Source organism: Lysinibacillus sp. NPDC058147 (assembly GCF_042884205.1).
In the GTDB taxonomy this organism is placed as follows: domain Bacteria; phylum Bacillota; class Bacilli; order Bacillales_A; family Planococcaceae; genus Lysinibacillus.
This window is the reverse complement of sequence record NZ_JBHVUJ010000008.1, coordinates 89,284-110,418: the sequence shown is the minus strand read 5'-3', so window position 1 is coordinate 110,418 and position 21,135 is coordinate 89,284. Positions and strand designations below refer to the sequence as shown.

General features: G+C 36.4%; 18 protein-coding genes. 4 read left to right on the top strand and 14 right to left on the bottom strand.

Features of this window, described 5'->3' with window-relative positions; genetic code table 11:
- Positions 1–12: 12 nt before the first annotated feature.
- From ACFVT8_RS20185 to ACFVT8_RS20145, 9 genes are all read right to left on the bottom strand, one after another.
- The gene (locus ACFVT8_RS20185; RefSeq protein WP_387084909.1) at positions 13–888 is read right to left on the bottom strand and encodes a branched-chain amino acid ABC transporter permease; all 876 of its coding nucleotides are present in this window, start codon (positions 886–888) and stop codon (positions 13–15) included.
- Positions 889–1,262: 374 nt separating this feature from the next.
- Entirely contained in the window at positions 1,263–2,486 is a 1,224-nt protein-coding gene (locus tag ACFVT8_RS20180) for an ABC transporter substrate-binding protein (protein WP_387084907.1), read from the bottom strand.
- A 452-nt stretch (positions 2,487–2,938) separates the two neighbouring features.
- Positions 2,939–3,541 (bottom strand): class I SAM-dependent methyltransferase, encoded by a 603-nt coding sequence (locus ACFVT8_RS20175; RefSeq protein ID WP_387084905.1) that lies wholly within the window; start codon positions 3,539–3,541, stop codon positions 2,939–2,941.
- Positions 3,542–3,627: 86 nt separating this feature from the next.
- Positions 3,628–5,454, bottom strand: a complete 1,827-nt coding sequence (locus tag ACFVT8_RS20170; protein ID WP_387084903.1) for a CotH kinase family protein — start codon at positions 5,452–5,454, stop codon at positions 3,628–3,630.
- Positions 5,455–5,499: 45 nt separating this feature from the next.
- Entirely contained in the window at positions 5,500–6,183 is a 684-nt protein-coding gene (locus ACFVT8_RS20165) for a DUF4956 domain-containing protein (RefSeq protein WP_387084901.1), read from the bottom strand.
- Positions 6,184–6,197: 14 nt separating this feature from the next.
- Entirely contained in the window at positions 6,198–6,899 is a 702-nt protein-coding gene (locus ACFVT8_RS20160; protein WP_387084899.1) for a polyphosphate polymerase domain-containing protein, read from the bottom strand.
- A gap of 12 nt (positions 6,900–6,911) precedes the next feature.
- Entirely contained in the window at positions 6,912–7,775 is an 864-nt protein-coding gene (locus tag ACFVT8_RS20155; RefSeq protein WP_387084897.1) for a peptidylprolyl isomerase, read from the bottom strand.
- 122 nt (positions 7,776–7,897) lie between these two features.
- On the bottom strand, positions 7,898–9,325 hold the full coding sequence (locus ACFVT8_RS20150; RefSeq protein WP_387084895.1) for a HAMP domain-containing sensor histidine kinase: 1,428 nt from the start codon (positions 9,323–9,325) through the stop codon (positions 7,898–7,900).
- A complete protein-coding gene (locus ACFVT8_RS20145; protein WP_387084893.1) occupies positions 9,309–9,995 on the bottom strand; it encodes a response regulator in 687 nt (228 codons plus the stop codon). Before ACFVT8_RS20145 ends, ACFVT8_RS20150 begins: the two co-directional genes overlap by 17 nt.
- 272 nt (positions 9,996–10,267) lie before the next feature.
- On the opposite strand from ACFVT8_RS20145, the gene ACFVT8_RS20140 reads away from it, so the two are divergent.
- Entirely contained in the window at positions 10,268–10,603 is a 336-nt protein-coding gene (locus ACFVT8_RS20140) for a heme oxygenase (RefSeq protein WP_387084891.1), read from the top strand.
- A 117-nt stretch (positions 10,604–10,720) separates the two neighbouring features.
- Here the strand turns inward: ACFVT8_RS20140 and ACFVT8_RS20135 are convergent, their stop codons facing one another.
- Positions 10,721–11,740, bottom strand: coding sequence for a YeiH family protein (locus ACFVT8_RS20135; RefSeq protein ID WP_387085037.1), 1,020 nt, complete (start codon positions 11,738–11,740; stop codon positions 10,721–10,723).
- 113 nt (positions 11,741–11,853) lie between these two features.
- On the opposite strand from ACFVT8_RS20135, the gene ACFVT8_RS20130 reads away from it, so the two are divergent.
- Entirely contained in the window at positions 11,854–12,741 is an 888-nt protein-coding gene (locus ACFVT8_RS20130; RefSeq protein WP_387084889.1) for a LysR family transcriptional regulator, read from the top strand.
- Between the two features lie 213 nt (positions 12,742–12,954).
- Here ACFVT8_RS20130 and ACFVT8_RS20125 read toward each other — a convergent pair whose 3' ends face one another.
- Entirely contained in the window at positions 12,955–13,875 is a 921-nt protein-coding gene (locus tag ACFVT8_RS20125) for a LysR family transcriptional regulator (RefSeq protein WP_387084887.1), read from the bottom strand.
- A gap of 124 nt (positions 13,876–13,999) precedes the next feature.
- Here ACFVT8_RS20125 and ACFVT8_RS20120 point away from each other — a divergent pair, with 124 nt between their 5' ends.
- Positions 14,000–15,190, top strand: a complete 1,191-nt coding sequence (locus ACFVT8_RS20120; protein ID WP_387084885.1) for a coenzyme F420-0:L-glutamate ligase — start codon at positions 14,000–14,002, stop codon at positions 15,188–15,190.
- Positions 15,191–15,247: 57 nt separating this feature from the next.
- Here ACFVT8_RS20120 and ACFVT8_RS20115 read toward each other — a convergent pair whose 3' ends face one another.
- From ACFVT8_RS20115 to ACFVT8_RS20105, 3 genes are all read right to left on the bottom strand, one after another.
- Positions 15,248–15,871 (bottom strand): hypothetical protein, encoded by a 624-nt coding sequence (locus tag ACFVT8_RS20115; RefSeq protein ID WP_387084883.1) that lies wholly within the window; start codon positions 15,869–15,871, stop codon positions 15,248–15,250.
- Positions 15,861–16,946 carry a YHYH domain-containing protein gene (locus ACFVT8_RS20110; protein WP_387084881.1) on the bottom strand — a complete coding sequence of 362 codons (1,086 nt, stop codon included), beginning with the start codon at positions 16,944–16,946 and terminating at the stop codon, positions 15,861–15,863. The genes ACFVT8_RS20115 and ACFVT8_RS20110 overlap by 11 nt, the downstream gene beginning before the upstream one ends.
- A gap of 1,080 nt (positions 16,947–18,026) precedes the next feature.
- Complete coding sequence (locus tag ACFVT8_RS20105) at positions 18,027–18,164, bottom strand: AAA family ATPase (RefSeq protein WP_387084879.1); 138 nt, start codon at positions 18,162–18,164, stop codon at positions 18,027–18,029.
- Positions 18,165–18,789: 625 nt separating this feature from the next.
- Between ACFVT8_RS20105 and helD the strand changes: the two genes are divergently transcribed.
- Positions 18,790–21,096 (top strand): RNA polymerase recycling motor HelD, encoded by a 2,307-nt coding sequence (gene helD / locus ACFVT8_RS20100; protein ID WP_387084877.1) that lies wholly within the window; start codon positions 18,790–18,792, stop codon positions 21,094–21,096.
- The last annotated feature ends 39 nt before the right edge of the window (positions 21,097–21,135 follow it).

The following is a 21,135-nucleotide window of genomic DNA, read 5'->3' as shown; positions in this document are numbered from 1 at the left end:
ATCACCGCTCACCTACACTTTCTCACGGGCATTTTTACCGAAGATACCCGATGGTCTGAAGATTAAAATTAAAATTAAAATAACGAATGCCGCTGCATCACGCCATAACGAGAATCCAAGTGCACTTACTAATGATTCCACAACACCGAGCAACATACCGCCTACCATTGCCCCAGGAATAATACCAATACCGCCAAGTACAGCCGCGATGAATGCTTTCACCCCTGGAATAACACCCATTAATGGATCTATTTTTGTATAGTAAACTCCAAAGATAACACCTGCTGCACCAGCTAGAGCAGAGCCAATTGCGAATGTTGCTGAAATTGTATTATCTACATTAATGCCCATTAAACGTGCTGCATCGGCATCATGAGAAACTGCACGCATCGCTTTCCCGATTTTTGTTTTATGTACGATGAATTGTAAAAGAACCATCAGTACAATTGCGACAGATAAAATTAATATTGATGTACTACTGATTTGAACACCGAAAACAATAAATGATTTATTAGTAATGACATCAGGGTATGCCGCCGGTTGCGCACCTCTGAAGAAAATAGTAGTATATTCGATTAATAGTGATACACCTATTGCAGTAATTAAAGCCGCAATACGTGTGGCATTTCGCAAACGCTTATAAGCAATACGTTCAATTAAAACACCAAAGATTGCACAAACCGCCATCGCCAATAACAGTGCTGGAAAGAAGCCAAGCTCCCATTTAGCAATTGCATAAAAGCCAATAAATGCCCCAATCATGAAGACATCGCCGTGGGCAAAGTTAATCAGCTTAATAATCCCGTATACCATCGTATATCCCAGCGCTATTAATGCGTAGATACTACCTAGTGAAATACCATTCACAAGCTGCTGTATCCATTCCATGAGCGTTCACTCCTTTTTATTTTTTGAAAAATGCAAAAATAGGACTTACTACTACATATTATTATTGAAAATAGAGTAAATTGTGTCCTCTTAAAAAATTTTTTCATGGTCTATCAATTTCGCCTTGGCGTAATTGCGTCCGGATTTTAAATTGTGCTCAGGCCTGCACGAGGGCCGACACGATGTCGGTCATTTCGGTAATGCCACAGGACGTGGCGTTCTTAGACTGAGTTCCTCTATTTCAGTAGGTGTTTGGACACTGTAAAGGAACCATATCCGTATTCATCTCACCTTAAATGGTGGGGTTTTCTCTGAATGAAGATAAAACATAAAAGGGAAGGCGTGTTTACCCGCCTCCCCTTGCCTAGAAAACATTAAGGATTAACTTTAGAGTTGAACACTTGTTTACCGTCTTTAAATTCAAGAACTGTTGCTGTTTTAATTGGGTTATGATTTTTGTCAACCGAGAAAGTACCTGTTACTAAAGAAAGATCTTTTGTGTCAGCTAAAGCATTTTTAATAGCTTCCCCATCCGTAGAGCCTGCGCGCTTAATAGCATCAGCAATGTAGTAAATTGTGTCATAGCCAAGTGCATTGAATGCATCTGGTGCTTTATCATTGTTCGCTGCTTTAAACGCCTTTACGAAGTCTTGGATTTTTTGATCTGGATCTTCTGCAGAGTAGTGGTTGGTGATGTACGTGTTATTTAGCGCTTTCGCACCAGCTAGCTCTACTAATGTTGGTGAATCCCAGCCGTCAGCCCCCATCAGTGGTACATCGATACCCAAATCACGCGCTTGTTTAACAATTAAACCGACCTCTTCATAGTATCCTGGTATAAAAATAAAGTCTGGCTTCTCTCCTTTAATATTTGTTAATTGTGTACGGAAATCAGTATCCTTCGCTACATACGCTTCTTCCTTTACAACTTTCCCGCCATTTTTTGTTATTGTTTCTTTAAATGATTTTGCTAAACCTTTTGCATAATCGGATGCGTTGTCCGCAAAAATAGCGACATTTTTAGCTTTCAATTCATTAGAAGCGAAGTTTGCTGCTACAATCCCTTGGAATGGATCGATGAAACAAGTACGGAATGCATACTCATTAACGCTACCATCATCATTTACTGTAATGTTTGGAGCTGTACCAGAGCCCGTAACGATTGGAATTTTATTGCTGTTTGCAATTTGAACTGTTGCAACTGTATTACCAGAAGTTGCCGGCGCTAGCATTGCTACTACTTTATCTTGTGTTGCTAGTTTAAGAGCTGCTGCAGTAGCCTCTGAGTTTTCAGACTTGTTATCTACTTTAATCAGCTCAATTTTTTTACCGTCGATTCCGCCATTATCATTAATTTCCTTCACTGCAAGGTCTGCACCTACACCAATCGAAGAGCCATAAGAAGCTACGTTGCCTGATAGCTCTAAGTTTGCACCGATTTTAATAGTATCACCGTCAGAAGAACCGCCACCGCCTGATGATGATCCTCCTCCTGAACTTGAACTATCTCCGTTACCACAGCCAGCAAGAATGCCTGCAAGTAGTGAAGATGCAACTAGAAGTGAGCCAAACTTTTTAAGCTTTTTGTTCTCTCTCATAATTTTATTCCCCCCGAGTTTTTTCAAATATTAGATATTTCAGATAATTATAAACAATCAACGGCATTTCCTCAATAACAAAAATAACCAAAAATATAATTTATAACTATCTATAACTAAATCAATATATTATTCAATTAAACCTTTCCCATTGTAAAACATTCTTTATATTTAGTCTAGAGTGATTTTTCAGTATAATTAGTAATTTAAGAATTATCCGTTAATTTAAAATAAATATTAATATAAAACTATCATTTTCGATTATTTTTTTACGATAAAGTCTCGTTACAAGAAGTCCTTTTTTCAAAAATTGCTAGTTCTAGGAGGCAATAAAACGTTCTTAGGAAGTATTAACTTGGAATCACCAATAACTATTTATTACCAGGGAAATAAAGTAACACCGATTATTTTATCTTATAAAAAAAGCTTAGAGCTGGATTATTTCTACAGCTCTAAGCTTTTTTCAACGCAAACACGCAGAGGCGTTCGTTAATATTTGTTTCATTTTCAAGATGAACCTCATGGATTAATTCAAAAGGTGTCCCATGATGCAAAAACTGTAAATAATCATACGGTGGATAATATAAAATAATATGAATTTCACGCATATGCTGTTCATAAGACTGCCATATATTATGAATGACTGTACGGAAAATGTGGATTGAAAACGGATTGAAAAAAAAGAAAACCGTGTCACTTGACTGAATAGCATAGTCCTCCGCTATTGAATGAATAAAGGAGATCGGAGCTTGAGCACTCTTTTTTTGAAGATAGCTCCTTTTATTATTCTCAGCCTCTGCATAAAAACCTGCATCCATTTCTACCCCTATTGTCGGAATATGAAATTTATCATGTACATAAATAGGGACTCTCCCTTTTCCACATCCCATATCGATAAACACTGCATTATCAGGCATTTCATACTCCGAAAATAATTGTTCTAAGCCAACATACGGTGTTGGTTCATAGCGATGGTAATGAGCTAGCTTAGGGAAACCATATTGTTCGCCTACTGTGTTAATATGTAAATATTTATCAAATTGATGTTCATTCATACTATTACTCCTAAAAAAAAGAATGATTAATTTTAGCACGATAAAAAGCAAAAACCATACCCAAAAGTTTTGGATATGGTTATTTTTTAACGACCTCTTCGGTTAAATTTTAAAACAAAGAGCAGTGCAACTATTAACAAGGCAAAACAAACAATGGCTGTAAAAACTGTATTTTTATCGATAACAGTTCCTTTCTTTAGTTGCTCATCGCCTTGGTTTGGCCACATAGGTCCTCCATTTTTGTCAGGTCGTTGCATTTGGCCACCGCCATTTGGTCTTTCTCCCTGCTTATCGCCATTTTGATTAAATGGAGGGGCTTGTGAAGGATCAAAATCCTCTGGCACTTGACTCGGATCAAAACCATCTGGTCTTTGCATCGGATTATCCATGTCACCCATTTCGCCTGGTTTAGGCATTGTCATATTCCCTTCTGTTGTTGCTTCCACAACAAGTTCCCCAGACAACTGCTTTAAAATAGATTCGGAGCGCTGCTTTGCAAATTCAGGGAGACTTTTTTCCCCTTCTACCGCTTCTATAAACTGTTCTGTTGTAGAGAATTTCGTAGGATCTGCTTCCACATACGTTGTTAATAGCAATGCTAATTTTTTGGTAATGTTTTGTATGTTATCTTCTGTTAAGTAATTAGTCGCTATCTCTTCTAAATAGCCTTCATATTTAGCACGATACTCTTCATTTGAAAGTAGGGCATTTAATAGCGGGCTATCCTCTAATGTTGTTCCAGATACTGGGGTAGTCACACTAAAGTTTATAGCGCTATCTGACATAAGTTCGCCGGATATACCCATCCCCATATTGATTCCACCCTTATTGAGTTCACCATTAGGAGGTTCTCCTTGCTGTTGTTGAACACCATTATTCGGAAACTTCATGTCTGGTTTATCTAATTGCTCATTCGTCTGTGCATCTTCTGATGCTTTCATATTGGCATCGGCTGGCATTTGATTATTGCCACCCATTCTACCACCTCCACCAAAGCCAGCGAAGCCACCAAAGGACATATTAAAATCCCAAGGTATGATAGAAAAGACACCATTCTTCTCATACAAATAGTAATTGTGTTTCATATTGCTCTGATAACTATCAAGATTTACAAGTGCCGTGTTCATAGCAAAGTAACGCAACATTTCATCGACATCAATATACTTTTCGATATTGCCGCCATTATTGATGGCTTTAACCATTTCAATGAATTTTGATTGATCGACATTACCTTCGTTCGTTTTTAAGCCAATTCCCGTATAATCAGCAATATCATCACTAATATATTTTAAATCACTGCCTGTCCCATCTGGCTTAAATAAAAATCCATCATTAGAACCGTAGTTATTTGCTAGGAATGTTTCATCCACCGCTTCTACCCCTAAAAATAAACCTCGATCCTCACCATTCACTGTGACATACATATATGAATGAGCAGGTGTAGGTAATCCCATTTGTTCCATGAGCTCATAAGAAATATATTCTCGCATTAATGTTGAATCACTGAAATTATTGTTTAAATTTAATTTTTTCAAGCCGTATAAACTTTGTGTATCATCGTAATAATCGAAATCTATTTTTAAGCTATATCGATCCGAGTCGCTATTTGCAACCGAGTTCAGTGATGAACTTCCTTTTGTACGAATAGCTACATTCTCTATTCTCTTGCCATCTACTGTGATATTAGCTTGCTTCAACTCCTTTTCTGCTGCACTTTCTAGCATGTCTGCCCAATCTTCCTCGGCTAATTCAATATCTACCGTTGTTACCTTATTTTTATTAAACACAATAGACTCATAGGAAAACTCGGTATTTTTTGTTTCAATTCCTGTGTTTGGAAGCACTGCAGACACAACAACAAAGAGGAGTAGCAGAATTGCCATACAAATATAGACAACCCGTGTTTTAATCATTATCTGCACCTCTCTTCATAGTAAGAAAACTCCTCTAGAGTGGTACTAAGCTGTGAAATTACCATCATAACTTAGCATTACTGCTGATTTTACTCCAGGTACTTTTGTAAGATTGTCCATCAGTTTTGTATCATTTTGTTTAACACGAATTTCATAAGTTGTTTCAATTTCAATATCTGACATAATAGATTTTGATTTTAAAGCGAATTTTTTAGACTGTGTCGCAATAATACGCTCCACTTCTTCACAAGCAAACTCTTCTTCAAATTTCACAATTAAAAGATATGGATTTTCCACAGTAATTTTGTTTACAAATACTAGTAATACAAGACCAATTAAAACTGCGCCAATAATAACAAGCGGAATAAATCCTGCACCACAAAGAATCCCAGAAACTATTGCCCAGAAAATATATACTAAATCCATAGGATCTTTAATAGGTGTACGGAAACGCACGATTGATAGCGCACCAACCATACCTAGCGATAACAGCACATTTGAACTTATTCCCATAATCACTAGTGCTGTTGCCATTGTCATAATGAGCAATGAAATATTGAAGGAATGAGAGTAAATCACTCCGTTAAAAGTTTTCTTGTAAACAGCGTAAATAAACAGCCCCACAAAGAACGCTACAACTAACCCTAAAAGTGAATCTATTAATGAAAATGATGTTGTTTTCTCTAAAAAGCTGGATTTAAAAATATCGTTAAATTTTATAGTATCCATTGTTTAATTCTCCTTTATACGTACATACGACTAAGCTGATATTTTGAATATGCCTCAGCACGTGTATCTACTGATTGTAATAAGTACTTAATAATATCCGGCAAGTACTCATCATATTTCACTTCTAAAATAACTAAGTTTGGCTCAAGCACATCAACCATCGGCAGCTTCGGATTGAACATATCTGTATTACGTAGGCTCGACTGTACTTTACTATCAAATGTGACACGCACATTTCCAAAGGGATAGATGTAAGCCTCACGCTCGTAATCGACAACTGTCATTGGTTTGAATTGGTTATATTTCATGTCCTTATATAAATCTCGAATTAACGCTCGTTTGTCTTCCTCCATCCAAGCAATATCCCCTCCACGCATTTTTTCATATTCTTTTTGAGATATGGCACACTTCGTTTTAAACGTTAAATTATTTCGTTTACTTTTTCTCTCCAAATTTATAGTAGTAGTGGATTTACCGTAAATTCTTACTCGATATTTATCTCGGTTGATATAACCCTCTTTTTTTTCATTTAGAACTTTGTTTTCAAAATTATCAAAGTATGTGCTGCGAATTAAATACTTACCATTTATTCCGGCATTCTTGTCTAACTGCATTACATGCTGTAGCTTTGTTTTTAGTAATGCATAGTCCGGATAGGAGATAGCCTGTTTTATCTCCTTTCGACCGTTAGGATTAAACGAGGTAAGAATAGGCATATAGTTCACTCCTTACATTTTTTCAATTTTGTATTGCTCTTGTTTTTCAGCTAACCAAGATGAGTATTCCTCATTTATGCGATCTTCTAGCACAGTCGCATAAACTTCATCTTTTACATCCTCGAATTTAGCCTCTTCTGCGGGTACTTTTTCGGTTACTTTAATAATGTGATAACCTTCTGACGTTTGGACAATGTCACTGATGCTACCTTTTTCAAGGCCAAACGCGGCTTCTTCAAATTTCTCATCCATTTGTCCTCGACTGATATAGCCAATTTCCCCACCAGCCTCATTCGTTGATGAATCGGTTGAATATGTTTTTGCTAGCTCCGAAAAGTCCTCACCAGCTTTTATTTTTGCTAGCACATCCTTTGCTGTTGCCTCATCCTCCAATAAAATATGACTAGCTACAATCTGTTCCTTTTGTCCATAGCTATCCTTATTGTTTTCAAAATATTGAGCTACTTCCTCATCTGAAATGTCAATGCTTTTAGCAATGACATTTTTGGTAAGCTGATACATGCGAATATTATCCTTCACACTCTGCTCTGTTAGTCCATTTGCTTTTAGTGCTTCTTGTAACGATTCCTCCCCACCAGATGACTCCGCTAACTCTTTATACTCTTCCTGAATAGCGTCATCGGATACAGAAACATCCTCTTTTTTCGCCTCTAGCTCAACTATTTTATTGGTAATTAGTGTATCTAGCACCTCTGTACCGTATTGTTCACGCAATGCGTCATCTAGTTCTGTTTGTAAAATCTTTTCACCATCAACCTTCGCCACATAATCACTACTCGCACTACAACCGAATAGTAGTATTAATAATGCTGCAGGTAAGGTCGCCATTTGGAAAAACCTTTTGTTTTCGGCCATCCTTGATCCCGTCCTTTCTTTTGGTTTATCGTTTACATTGCTTACTATAAAGACCTAATGTGTCAGTCAGATGTCAGCTTTACATTTCCTTCAAAAAATCTTTACAAAAAAGCTACCACGCATTAGAGCGTAGTAGCCTTTTTTAGTGTTATTTCAAAGCATGTTCCTGATGAATTACTGTCAAGTAGTCGTAAATCACCGCCTATAGATTGCGCCATCATTTTACTAAGTGATAATCCTAAGCCTAAGCCATGGACCGCATATTTTTTATTTTCTCCTCTATAAAAACGTTCAAAGATAAATGCCTGATCTTCCTGAGGAATACCTTGTCCTGCGTCCTTTACAGTAATGAGGACAGCTTCCTCTTTTTCCACCAGCTCAATGATAACGATCCCTTCTTGCATCGCCTGCTTTGCATTCGTCAATAAATTAGTAACTATTTGCTGAATACGTACAACATCTGCCTGAACATCAACGGATTGTGCAAGGAAATCCATTTGTATTTTTACATTTTCGTCATCCTGCATTACTTCCCATTGTGCTACAGCATCACGTACTAACTGATTAACATTCAATGTTTCAATCTTTACCGGAATTGCGTCTACCGCAAAATGATTAAAAGCTAGCAAATCACCGACCATCGTTTTCATTTTCGTCGTTTCAACTAATGCCATTTGAATAAATTCACTAGCATCCTGTCCTGTAACTACTCCATCTTTCACCGCCTGCAATAATCCACTAATTGACGTAACCGGTGTTTTTAGCTCGTGGGTGACGCCCGCTAATAATTCTGTTCGAGTCTTTTCTAATTGGTCTAGCTTATTCGCCATTTCCTTAAAAGAAGTAACAAGCTCATAAATTTCTTCTTCCTTAATATTTTGAGGCAAATCAAATGTATAGTTTCCTTCTTGCACTTGCTTTGCGGCTTCGGCAACTTGTTTTATTGGGTGCGCTAAACGTTTTGATAAAAAATAAATAGCACCCCACCCTAATACGGCAAGTGCCCCAATAAGTAATGCCAGTAGCCCGTATGCTTGGTTAACCTTCGTTAAATTCTCCTTTTTCTCCAAGAAAAGCACCCAGCCAACATCCTTATTGTCCCTTTCAATTTTTCTTTTTACGACATATTGAACTAACTCTTGCCCCTCACTCGTTAAAGTTATCTTCTTTGTCCCTTCTTCACCGTCCAGTAAGCTGGCAACATTTGTTTCACTCCCTGGAGGCATCGGCCGATTGCTATTTACTATATTACCTGCCGTATCTACAACATATAAAACGGGATCAATTTCTCGCATAGTAGATCGCTCTCGGTTGCCAATAAACCCCGGAATACCCAGTATAGGTACATTATTTTGTCCAGAAGTATCTGTTAGGCGAAATACCGTCTCGTCTGCTATAAATTCTATCATCTCTAGTCGATTTTGAAACGTCGTATGTCGAATCCATGCTGCAGAAATAAAAGAGATAATAGCTAGACCTACAAAGAGAGTTAATAAATAGCGACTTGTCCAATAGTTACGTAAAGATATTCTCTTATTTTTTTTGAACACTTAGCTGATACCCCAATCCACGTAGTGTCTTTATTTCCCCCTCTTCCTCATCCCATTCCTTAAGTACCTTTCTCAATCTCTTCACCGCTAAATCCACTGCTCTATCACTACCTTCATACTCCCAGCCCCAAACTTGATCTATAAGTTGATCACGTGTAAATGTTTGGTTTGGATGTTCGGCCAAAAATAAGAGTACAGATAAATCTCTAGGCGTCAAGATTATTTCTTCTCCCTTAAGTAACACTCGATGGGCTTTCATATCAATTTCTAGCCCACCAAAGCGTTTTATTTCTGAAGATTCACTTCTCCCTTTAGCGCGCCTTAAAACTGCCTTTACTCTTGCCACTACCTCATCAGCTATAAATGGCTTTGCAATATAATCGTCTGCTCCTTGATTGAAACCCTCTAATCGATAATTTACATCGCCTAATGCCGTTAGCATAATAACTGGACAAGAACTAATTCCCCTAATTTCCTTTAAAATTAACCAACCGTTTTTTTCTGGTAACATAATATCAAGTAATACTAAATCTGGCTGAACTTCTTGAAATATATCCAATGCCTGACTGCCATTAAAACATTGCATAACATCATAGCCTACTTTTCTCAAATATGCCTTCAAAACCTGGCTTATTGCATATTCGTCTTCTACTACTAATATTTTTGCCATGCTCTTTCACCTCGTCACCAGTTCATTCGTATTTCCATTATATCATCGGATTATGTCAGTTAAATGTCAGGGCCTAATGAGCCCGTTCATCCTTATAGTGGCGTATATCCTTTATTTAGGTCTTGGTTCATACACTTTAAATTCGAGCTATTTGCAATTTACATTGCTCTTCTATTGACAATGTCTTCCTAGGCGAATTATCATTGATTGCGAATGATAATCATTGATAATTCATTCATATAGTTAACTAAAAAATGATTAGGGGGGAAAGCATGATTATTGTTACAAATCGTATTCAAGTAAAACCTGGCTTTGGTGCAAAAATGGCACCGAACTTTACAAAGCCAGGACCTCTACAGCAGTTTGAAGGCTTCCATAAAGTGGAGGTATTAGTATCAACTGATGATCCTACTTATGACGAAATGAGCGTCAATATGTACTGGGAATCTAAGGAGCATTTTCAAGCTTGGCGTAACAGCGATGCATTTGCTGCAGCTCATCACCGTCCTGGACAAGGCTCTGAGGGAGGAAAACCCGAAAACAGTCCAATGATTGGTAGCAAAATAGTTATAGCTGAATTAGCTTCTTCAATTGAAGCATCACGCTAATTTTCAATTTGTATACCATAACTCCACTATTTTTAGGGTAGTGGGATAAAAACTATAACATCTTCTGATTCTATCTAAAAAAATCCTGCATTTTTAAAAATGCAGGATTTTTTTGAGTTATTGCATGAATATAACTAAAACATAGCCAAGTATTGATAAACAAACTGAACCGATAAGTCCTGCAATAAATGCCTTTACGCCTAATTGTTTAAAGGTTTTTATGTCTACATTTAAACCTAGTCCAGCCATCGCCATCCCAATTAAAATATAAGCGATATTTACAAATGCTTGCGCTACATTAGCTGGTACAATCCCTAACGAATTAATAGCACTCATCGCTAAAAAGCCAAGAATAAACCACGGAATGATCGACAGAGAAAATCCTTCTTTTTCCTGACCCTTTTCATTTCTCCGATATAAAATACCGATGACAATAGCTACGGGTACAAGCAATGCAACACGTGTTAGCTTCACAATAACTGCCATATCAATCGCTTCATTTCCACCAGCTGAGGCTGCTGCAATAACATGAGCAATTTCATGTAGAGTGCCTCCCGAAAAAATACCATATTCAGTAGGAGTTAAGTTAAATACTGAGTACAAAACTGTGTAGACTAATGTGAATACAGTCCCTAGTAATGCAACTATCGCTGCGCCCACTGCCGTTTCTTTTTCATTTGCTTTAATTTGAGGAGCAATGGCAACAACAGCAGCTGCTCCACAAATGGCTGTGCCACAAGCCGTTAATATGCCTAGTTTCTTATCAATATGAAATACCTTCGTTAAACCATATACAACCAGTAAAGCAAATACCAGATTAACAAACGCAATAAGAAAGACACTCGCTCCAGCATTGTAAATATCCGCTAAATTCAAACGCATACCTAGAAAAATAATACCGAGGCGTAATAATTTTTTACTTGAAAATGTTATGCCTGTTTGCCAAGAATCCTGCACCTTAAAGGCTGCTCTCCAAGCCATACCTAATATAATTGCAATGACAAGCTGCCCTAATATTGAGAAGAAAGGAAATGTCGAAATATATTTTGCTACTAAAGCAATAATGAGTGTCAACAATATCCCCTTCATAAACGCTGGGGTTAGGAAACTTTTTAACCTCTGCTGACCATTATCCATGTTGTTCACTTCTTTCATCCTTGATAATTATTACTTTATTAAAAAGTTAATCATCAGTAAAATACATATATATAATCGTAATTATTAATATTTCTAATAATAGGAGTGGTAATATGCAGTATGATGCTTTAAAAACGTTCATCACACTTGTGGAGGTCAATAATTTTACGAAAGCCTCCGAAATACTTCATATTTCACAGCCAAGTGTCAGTTTACACATTAAAAACTTAGAGCAAGAATTTCAAACTACTTTATTTATCCGTTCACCAAAATCTGTACAAATCACACCAACTGGGGAAATTTTATATAAACGAGCTAAGCAAATGATGGCAATCGCAGAGGCGGCAAAGGAGGATATTTTAACCTATCATCACGAAATTCAAGGTACACTTGTAATTGGGGCTAGCTTTACAATTGGCGAATATATATTGCCTCCTATCATAGCGAACTTGCAGCAGCAATTTCCTCAGCTAGAGCTTCAAGTTATTATTGGCAATACGAAAGAAATCATTCAATATACAAAATTGTTACAAGTCGATATCGGTCTTATTGAAGGACAGGCACACGACCATGAACTTATTGTTAAACCGTTTATGCAAGATGAATTATTTATTGTCAGTGCGAGTAATCATCCTCTTACAAGGGCATCAACTATTACGGTTGCGGACTTACAGCAGCAAAATTGGGTCGCACGTGAAGAAGGCTCTGGCACACGTTATTATTTAGATCATTTATTTAGAGCAAATGGGCTCCAAGTAGGTTCGCTTCTTACTATTAGTAGTAATCAAGGTGTGAAAGAAAGCGTTATTCAAGGGCTAGGACTTTCATTACTGTCCGCTAGTGTCATTGAGCGTGAATTAAAAAATGGCGATATAAAAATCTTACCTCTCGAGGAACAGCATTTTATACGAACATTTTCTTATTTGTGCTCGCCTACAATGAAAAATAAACGCAATGTTGACATTCTTATAGAGGCACTATTAAAAAAGCTTAGCGACTAGTAATTCGCTAAGCTTCATGTTGTTGAAAAGCTATTATGTGTCAGAAGATATATACTATGTGAAGTGGTTGATTGGAGTGGAGACTGGGCGACTCTTTGGGGATCAGCGATAGAGGAACGAAAATCAACCTCTCGTTTTGCAGAAGAGCCATACTTTATTTAAAGTGACATAGATTCCCTTCACCATTTTGGTTTTCAACACTACTCGCTAAGCTCACTTTATAATTCTTGGATTTAGACGTTTACGTTCCTGCTTTTGCTCAATAATTTCTACAAATTTCAACGCTGCTCGAGATAAAGGTACGCTTTTCAAATAACACATGCCAATGCTTCGTGTCGGTATACTTTCTGTTAATGTTAGCTCATATAAATATCCTCGTTGCAAATAATCATTAGAAAATTCTTTCGTTACACAAGCAATCCCTAAATTACTGCGTGCAAATTCTAACACTAGATCATGTGAACCAAGCTCAAACTCAGGTTCAATGAAGATCCCTTTTGCAAATAAATAATCTTCTACATACTTTCTTGAATTTGATTTTTTCTCTAAAAAAATAAGCGGAAACTTTAACAGTTCCTCAAAGTTTAAGCTTTTTGATGCCAACGTTTTGTACTTCTCGCCGCATACAAAAATATCTTGAACCTCGGTGCAAGCAGTTAACTGTAATGTCTGATCTTCAATCGGGAAATTACAAAGTCCTATATCAACCTCACCAGATTTAATAAAATTACAAATTTCCGAAGTCGTTCCATTTAACATTTGTAATTTTATATTTGGATACATTGTATGAAACGTCTCTAGATAAGGCATTAAAAAGAACCGAGAAATAGTGTCTCCCACCCCAATTTTCAACTGACCTGTTGTTAAATTTTTGAATTCTAGCAGTTTCTCCTCACCAGCATCTAAAAGGCCTAACGCTGAATTTGTATACTCATATAAAAGTTTACCCTCAGTTGTTAACGTTACCCCTTTAGGTGTGCGGTTAAAGAGACGTGTACCTAGCTCCTTTTCTAATTGCATCATGGCTTGGCTAACAGCTGGTTGAGTCATATATAAATCTTTAGCCGCACTTGAAAAGCTATTATTTTTAGCAACAATACTAAAAACGCGATATAAATCTAATTTCCCTATCATATAAGCACCTCTTATAGCTATTATACGAACTATTAATTTTACTTATATCACTAAAGGGGCGTATAGTAAAACTATATTGGTTTTATTTAACATACATTTACCTATTTAATAAGGAGAGATTATTTTGGAACGTGTAGTTGGTACAGTAGTAAGAGGTCTTCGTGGTCCAATTATTAACGAAGGCGATAATATTGAGCAAATCGTTGTTGATACAGTATTAAATGCAGCAAAGATTGAAGGCTATTCCATTGAAGATCGTGACATTATCACAGTAACGGAATCTGTCGTAGCGCGTGCACAGGGTAACTATGCATCCATTGATGATATCGCAGCTGACGTGGCTGCTAAATTTGGTGATGATACTGTTGGTGTTATTTTTCCAATTCTAAGCCGTAATCGTTTTGCTAACTGCTTACGTGGTATTGCAAAAGGCGTAAAAAAGGTTGTTCTTATGCTTAGCTATCCATCTGATGAGGTTGGGAATCACCTAGTTGATATCGATGAGCTAGATGTCAAAGGGATTAATCCTTGGACAGATACTTTAACTGAGGTTGAATTCCGTGAGCATTTCGGCTATAAAAAACATACATTTACAGGTGTAGATTATATCGAATATTATAAAGAGCTAATCGAAGCTGAAGGTGCTTCTTGTGAAGTTATCTTTTCAAATAACCCAAAAACAATTTTAGACTTTACGAAGAGTGTATTAACTTGTGATATACATACACGCTTACGTACGAAACGTATTTTAACGGCAAATGGCGCTGAAAAAGTATACAGTCTTGATAATATTTTATCTGTATCTAATAATGGTTCTGGTTTTAATGAGGAGTATGGTCTACTTGGTTCCAATAAAGCTACTGAAGATAGCGTAAAATTATTCCCACATACTTGCCAACCGATTGTTGATGGCATCCAAGCAAAAATCAAAGAAGCTACTGGTAAAACAGTTGAAGTAATGGTTTATGGTGATGGTGCATTCAAAGATCCTGTGGGTAAAATTTGGGAGTTAGCTGACCCGGTTGTTTCACCAGCTTTCACCGCTGGATTAGATGGCACACCAAACGAAGTAAAACTAAAATACTTAGCAGATAACGATTTTGCGGATCTCCGCGGCGAAGAATTAAAAGCAGCAATTTCTGAGTATATCCAAAACAAAGATGAAGATTTAACTGGGAAAATGGCTGCTCAAGGTACAACACCTCGTCGTTTAACAGACTTAATTGGCTCTCTTTCAGACTTAACTTCAGGTTCAGGTGACAAAGGAACACCGATGATTTATATTCAAGGTTACTTCGATAACTATACAAAGTAATTTTCAACAAAGTGCGAGCTGGTTGCTCGCACTTTTTCTATGCATTAGCTATATATATTAATTCACTTTTGAAACACTAAATATTACACCAGCAGCTTGATCATATTTTAAATTATAACGAATCGTATTTTTCTCAACAGTTGTTTCATTCTTTTGATATTCATAACTTTCGTCAAACAAACGTAAATCCTTCAAAATAGCGCCAATCTCGTTTTGGTTTAAGCCGGGGTTTGTCATACCAATTAACAATCCCATAGAGAGTATGATATCCATTCCTTCGCCTTGCCCCACCATAACCAACTCATGCACTGCGCCTTTTTCATCAATATTTTCAATTAAAGTAATAGCCTCACCCAACTTCGAAGTAATTGTTTCTTCTTCTTTTTTTATATTTTCAAGAGAATATGAGAAGTCTAGCTTTTTTACTTCTTTATTGAATGCCTCTATAAATTCTTCTTGGTTATTATAAAGAGGCAGCGTTGTTGCAATTACAATTATCATCGGAGAGACAAAGTAGACACCAGCTATTACGGTAGCTATAGTTCGTTTCATTTTAGTAAGCCGTCCCTGTTTCCACATAAGAAATACACCTAAAGGGGGAAAAATGATTAACCAAAACCACATAAACCAAGCTGTTTTAAAAATCGGGGTTCTAAGTTTTAACTCTGATTTATGCAGCATCTCCCTTTCCCCCTTTTAACAATTCTTCAATGTTAACATTAAATATAAATTTCCTAGCATTGTCTTTCCCCTCATTTATGGATTCTTTTAGTATATTTATAATATTTTCATCATATAGTGCGTTGTTTTCGTCTTCCATTAAATGATTAAAAAGAGACATCCCTTCAAAATCAGTTGTCTTAATATCAAAACTTTTTTGTAGTAATTGTTCTCCTTGTATTCGCTGGAGTTTCTTCTGATATTGTGAGATTAATGTTGGCGTTTCTATTTTTTTGACCAATAGTTTATAAAGCTTTTTAGCATCCCCATACTGCTTTTGGTGAAATGCTTCTTCTGCATCACTCGTTAAAGACTCTACTGTTTCATTATAAATAGATTTAATTTTATCTAAATCTTTTATATTCTGAGCCTCTTGGATAAAGCCGAAAGTTTTTTCGTAATCTTTTTCATCTCTAGCATTTGTTGCTTTATAAAGCAATTCGTTTATTTTTTCATTCTCTTCTATTCGTTTTAATAAACCATTAGCCTTTAGCTTAATCTCGTTGCTAGAATGTCGATTTTCTTTTATGTAAATTGCGTAATCTTTAGCTATTGAATAATCCCCTGCATTGCCCTTAGATTCAGCCAACTGATGAATAGCATTCAAAGATTTTTGAACAAGGCTATCTGTCTTACTACTACTTTTATTCAATTCATAAATCTTTTCAAGTTCAGTAATAGCTTTCTTATAATCTCCACTATTATATAAATCCGTTGCTGTTGTGTAGTAGTTTTCCGCCTTCACTTGATCCTCATCCACTTTTGGCTCTGGTATTGAGGTTACAGATTTTGTTGGGGAGGGTTTTGATGTACTACTGTTACTACTGGATGTACCACTACTACTGTTGGATGTACTACCACCATTATGATAATGATACTCTCCATTTTTTAATCCCCATTTTGCGCAGTTAGTTCGACAGGTATGCCCTCCATTACTATCAGTTCTGCCTGGATGGGCACTTGCTGTACACGGTAACAAAAGTAAAAAACAACATGCTAAAACACTAATCATCGACAAGTAACCATTTCTCACCATTTTTACCTCCAATATATAATAATTACTATATTTTATCTTATATCATACTCCCCTTGACGTATAGTACGATTTTGATATTCTCCATTTCGTTCTAAAAATATGAAATAATAAAAGTGAGAAACTGGAGTGCGTCTAGTTTTCAAGGAAAAAGCCTAAAATATGATAGATAGACTAAATTATTTAAAATTACCTATGAAGCAGGGGGGTTATTTTATCCTGTTCATAAAAAAACCCCCTAAGTATCCTTTTTACATTGTCTACTTAGAGGGAACAAATTCTATTAATGTCATTTCATATGGGGATGATTGGAAACGAACCTGTAGACCCCTATTTTATAAAGGGTCACGCTGTCGCTAATTACTTCCTCATATTCATTATATATGATTAATTTCATGTTAAAGAAATTACCTCAGTCCTTTTGTTTTATAGTAGGTGTACTCTCCCTTTTCAAATCATACTTATTTCAACTGAATAGGGATTACTTCTTCATTTAACCAATGTTCGCTTATTCGAACATGATTCTGTCTCTCAAATCCCTCTAGATTATATCGGAAATCATCATTATGGGGGAAGCCACGTTTCTAATAACCCCCTGCCCACCCCCTAGAAGTGATTTCCCTGTAAAACATCTTCCTTATTTTCTCGATATAATACAGGTACCGTTTCATTCCCTAGTTCATCTGCATAACGGACTGTTTTTATACATATATATAATAAAAAGCTCCTTATATTTGGGCCGGCTCTGGATTAGTGAAATAAATTGCTTTTTTGAGATTTCATACATCCTACTTCATGTTCATTATGAACCTCTTTAACCCCCTCCCTCAATATCGGAAACTCTATATCCCCCTCATTTTCCCCACTATTACTTTCGGAACTCTTCTCTTTCTTTGTTATTATTTTGATATACAACACAAAAATATGATATCAAAATAATAATATATAACTTTCGCATAACACAACATTTTACCTATCTCAAATACCCTACACTCCTGTTCAACATTTGTCGCCCAACAATAATAAATTGACCTTCAGCCACATTCAAACACTCACACAAAACACGGAATACATTCGCAATTTCTACCTTGTAGCGTCACCAAATAATTCTTGACGAATGGCATCACTTGAAAGAATAAGCGCATTTCGCTTTTTTGCCAGATTCTTAACAATCGTGCTCTTGCCACTCCTGGGCAACTCAACTGTAAATATCACCGTCATTTCTTATCTCCCTTTCAAGCGTCTATATCATTTATTGTTAACGATTAACCGCCACTCTTCTTACTTATCAAAAATTAATCATCAGCTTAGTTTTAAAGTACTGAGATTAATTTTTGAAGTTCGAGGGTTAAAATGATGTAAGTTAGGTATGACATTTATTAAAACGTATACCATGAATATAAGTTGTTCTTCGTTCCGACTGGGCGACTCCTTGGGGATCGATCAGCGTTACAGATGAGACCTTAGAGCGAGCAAATAGGATAACACCTTCGTAACCAACAGCGTGCTGTTGCTACGTTTTCGCACAGACAAAATACGTTGCTGCCGCTTCGCTTTCGCGAAAAAAACATCTGTTGGCCCAAGCGTCCAGTCGTAAAGGAAATCAACCTCACATTATAATAAAAAAAGTCACACGCTCAAGAAGGAAGAAATCGGAAATCAGGCTACAAAAAAAGGGCCGTTCCAACTTTTGTGGAACCGCCCTTTTATATTAAAAAAATGATTTTTTCTTATACCTTTATTATATCATAAATTTGCCAAAATTACTAGACTATACTTCTTTCTGAACTAGCTGTATGATAAATTTCCCGATTCTAAATCCATATTGAAAGGAATGTGAGTAACATTGGAAAAACAATATGAATGGACAGAAGAAAAACAGTATCTTGTACTTTGTATAAACACAGTTGGTCACAAAAAAGAGGAGCTACTACAAAAGGAAAAATATGTTAAAGATAATGTGTTAACGTTAAAGAAAACCTTTTGGGATGACGTTAGAGTGAATCTAGATACGCCAGAGGATATAGACGAGACCTATTATGCTATTAAACAACAGGCAGAGCTTTTATCCGATTCTCAGCATGCTCAGCAGCGCGTCATTAAGGATGTAAAAATTTATGACCGTTTACAGCAATCACCCTATTTCGCCCGCATTGATTTTTTACAGGATGATCATAATGAACCTTTAAAGATTTATATCGGTGTCGCTACATTGATGGATGAAGAGAATGAAAACATATTAATTTATGATTGGCGAGCTCCTATAGCAAGTATGTATTATGATTACACGCCTGGTCCAGCTACTTATGAAACAGCGACTGACGAAATTCAAGGTGAGATGCTTTTAAAACGGCAATTTATCATTAAAAACGGTCAATTACAATCGATGTTCAATACAGGTTTAACTATTGGTGATGATTTATTACTCGATATCCTCGCTCAAAATGCAAACGAACATATCCGTAGCATCGTAGCAACGATTCAAGCCGAGCAAAATCAAATTATTCGACATGTCAACACGCCTTATCTAATCGTAGAGGGCGTCGCAGGTAGTGGAAAAACAGCTGTTGCTCTCCAACGTGTTGCTTATTTGTTGTATCATTATCGAGACCAAATTACCGCTGATCAAATTTTATTGATTACACCTAATCAGCTTTTTAATCAATATGTTAATACTGTTTTACCGGATTTAGGTGAAGATAATATGCAGCAATTGACCTTCTCCGAATATGCAACAAAACGTTTAGGTCGACAGTTCCAATTGGAATACCCTTATGAACAGTTGGAGTCACTTTTAGCAGAGAAAGATGACTCACTCTACCAAACGAAGCTTACGATTATTTCTTTTAAAGCTAGCCTCCAATATCGAGAATTGATGGACAAATATATTGAGTACCTTGCAAATGAAGGTTTGCTGTTTAAAAATATTGTTTTTCGCGGAGAAAGAATTATTACCGCTCAAGAAATTGCTAATTACTTTTATTCATTCAATTCTACAATTCCCATCCCAAATCGACTGCAATTAGTGAAAGAATGGTTATTACAACAATTATCGACAATCGAAAAAGCAGAACGAGCGAAAGAATGGGTAGAAGAAGCTAGTGAACTTTTAGACATTGAAGAGTATACAAAAACCTATAGCGAGCTTTTACGTGAAGGTCGTTTTTCAGAAAACAGCTTTGATGATTTTGAGCAAGAGCGTAAGAAAATAGCTATCCAAATTGTCAAAAATCAGTTCAAGCCACTTCGTCAATCTGTGAAACAATTAAAGTTCGTTCATATGTTAGGCATTTATCGTCAATTGTTTGACATGAACAAATCTATTCATCAGCAATTACAGAACTTTTTACCCGATCAGTGGGAAGAAATTTGTCAACATACACTCCCTAATTTAGCAAAGCGCATTATTTCGTACGAAGATGCTGCTCCATTTTTATACTTACAGGACAAAATAGAAGGTCAACGGACAAATACAATGATTCGTCATGTTTTAATTGATGAAGCACAAGACTATTCTCCATTTCAGCTATTTGTTTTACAACAATTATTCCCACGTGCACGTATGACTATATTGGGCGATGGCCATCAAACTATCCATCCTCATACCTTTAAAAACCCTTCACTGCTGACACCACAATTGTATGGTGAACAAGCAGAAAAAATGATATTAACGAAAAGTTATCGCTCAACAAAACAAATTATTCACCTTACCTCGAAGATTTTACATGAGGACGCCAAAGTAGAAGCCTTTAATAGAACTGGTCCCGATCCGACTATCACGATTGTCCCGAACGAAATAGATTTAATTGAACAGCTTGTCGAAAAGATTAACAGCTTGTCCCTAAATTTCGAAACAATCGCAGTCATCTGCAAAACAGAGCAAGAGTGTACGAAGGTTTTTGAAAAAATGAGAGACCAAGTAGATATTCAACTCATTACCCATCATACAAAACAATTTAAAAAAGGTATTTTACTGTTACCAGCTTATATGGCAAAAGGAATTGAGTTCGATGCGGTCTTGCTATACAATGCCTCCGCAACTAATTACTTTAGAGAAACAGAACGCAATTATTTCTACACAGCTTGTACACGAGCGATGCACGAATTGCATATCTATTCCATTAACGAATTAACACATTTTTTAAAGCTTTAATTACAAAGAGAGAATCCGCATGCTTCAATATGAAAGCTT

What these genes read in the sequence shown, in the direction of transcription:
- ACFVT8_RS20185 (WP_387084909.1), bottom strand. Translation starts at nt 888, where the DNA reads ATGGAATGGATACAGCAGCTTGTGAATGGTATTTCACTAGGTAGTATC.
- ACFVT8_RS20180 (WP_387084907.1), bottom strand. Translation starts at nt 2,486, where the DNA reads ATGAGAGAGAACAAAAAGCTTAAAAAGTTTGGCTCACTTCTAGTTGCA.
- ACFVT8_RS20175 (WP_387084905.1), bottom strand. Translation starts at nt 3,541, where the DNA reads ATGAATGAACATCAATTTGATAAATATTTACATATTAACACAGTAGGC.
- ACFVT8_RS20170 (WP_387084903.1), bottom strand. Translation starts at nt 5,454, where the DNA reads ATGATTAAAACACGGGTTGTCTATATTTGTATGGCAATTCTGCTACTC.
- ACFVT8_RS20165 (WP_387084901.1), bottom strand. Translation starts at nt 6,183, where the DNA reads ATGGATACTATAAAATTTAACGATATTTTTAAATCCAGCTTTTTAGAG.
- ACFVT8_RS20160 (WP_387084899.1), bottom strand. Translation starts at nt 6,899, where the DNA reads ATGCCTATTCTTACCTCGTTTAATCCTAACGGTCGAAAGGAGATAAAA.
- ACFVT8_RS20155 (WP_387084897.1), bottom strand. Translation starts at nt 7,775, where the DNA reads ATGGCCGAAAACAAAAGGTTTTTCCAAATGGCGACCTTACCTGCAGCA.
- ACFVT8_RS20145 (WP_387084893.1), bottom strand. Translation starts at nt 9,995, where the DNA reads ATGGCAAAAATATTAGTAGTAGAAGACGAATATGCAATAAGCCAGGTT.
- ACFVT8_RS20140 (WP_387084891.1), top strand. Translation starts at nt 10,268, where the DNA reads ATGATTATTGTTACAAATCGTATTCAAGTAAAACCTGGCTTTGGTGCA.
- ACFVT8_RS20135 (WP_387085037.1), bottom strand. Translation starts at nt 11,740, where the DNA reads ATGGATAATGGTCAGCAGAGGTTAAAAAGTTTCCTAACCCCAGCGTTT.
- ACFVT8_RS20130 (WP_387084889.1), top strand. Translation starts at nt 11,854, where the DNA reads ATGCAGTATGATGCTTTAAAAACGTTCATCACACTTGTGGAGGTCAAT.
- ACFVT8_RS20125 (WP_387084887.1), bottom strand. Translation starts at nt 13,875, where the DNA reads ATGATAGGGAAATTAGATTTATATCGCGTTTTTAGTATTGTTGCTAAA.
- ACFVT8_RS20115 (WP_387084883.1), bottom strand. Translation starts at nt 15,871, where the DNA reads ATGCTGCATAAATCAGAGTTAAAACTTAGAACCCCGATTTTTAAAACA.
- ACFVT8_RS20110 (WP_387084881.1), bottom strand. Translation starts at nt 16,946, where the DNA reads ATGGTGAGAAATGGTTACTTGTCGATGATTAGTGTTTTAGCATGTTGT.
- ACFVT8_RS20105 (WP_387084879.1), bottom strand. Translation starts at nt 18,164, where the DNA reads ATGACGGTGATATTTACAGTTGAGTTGCCCAGGAGTGGCAAGAGCACG.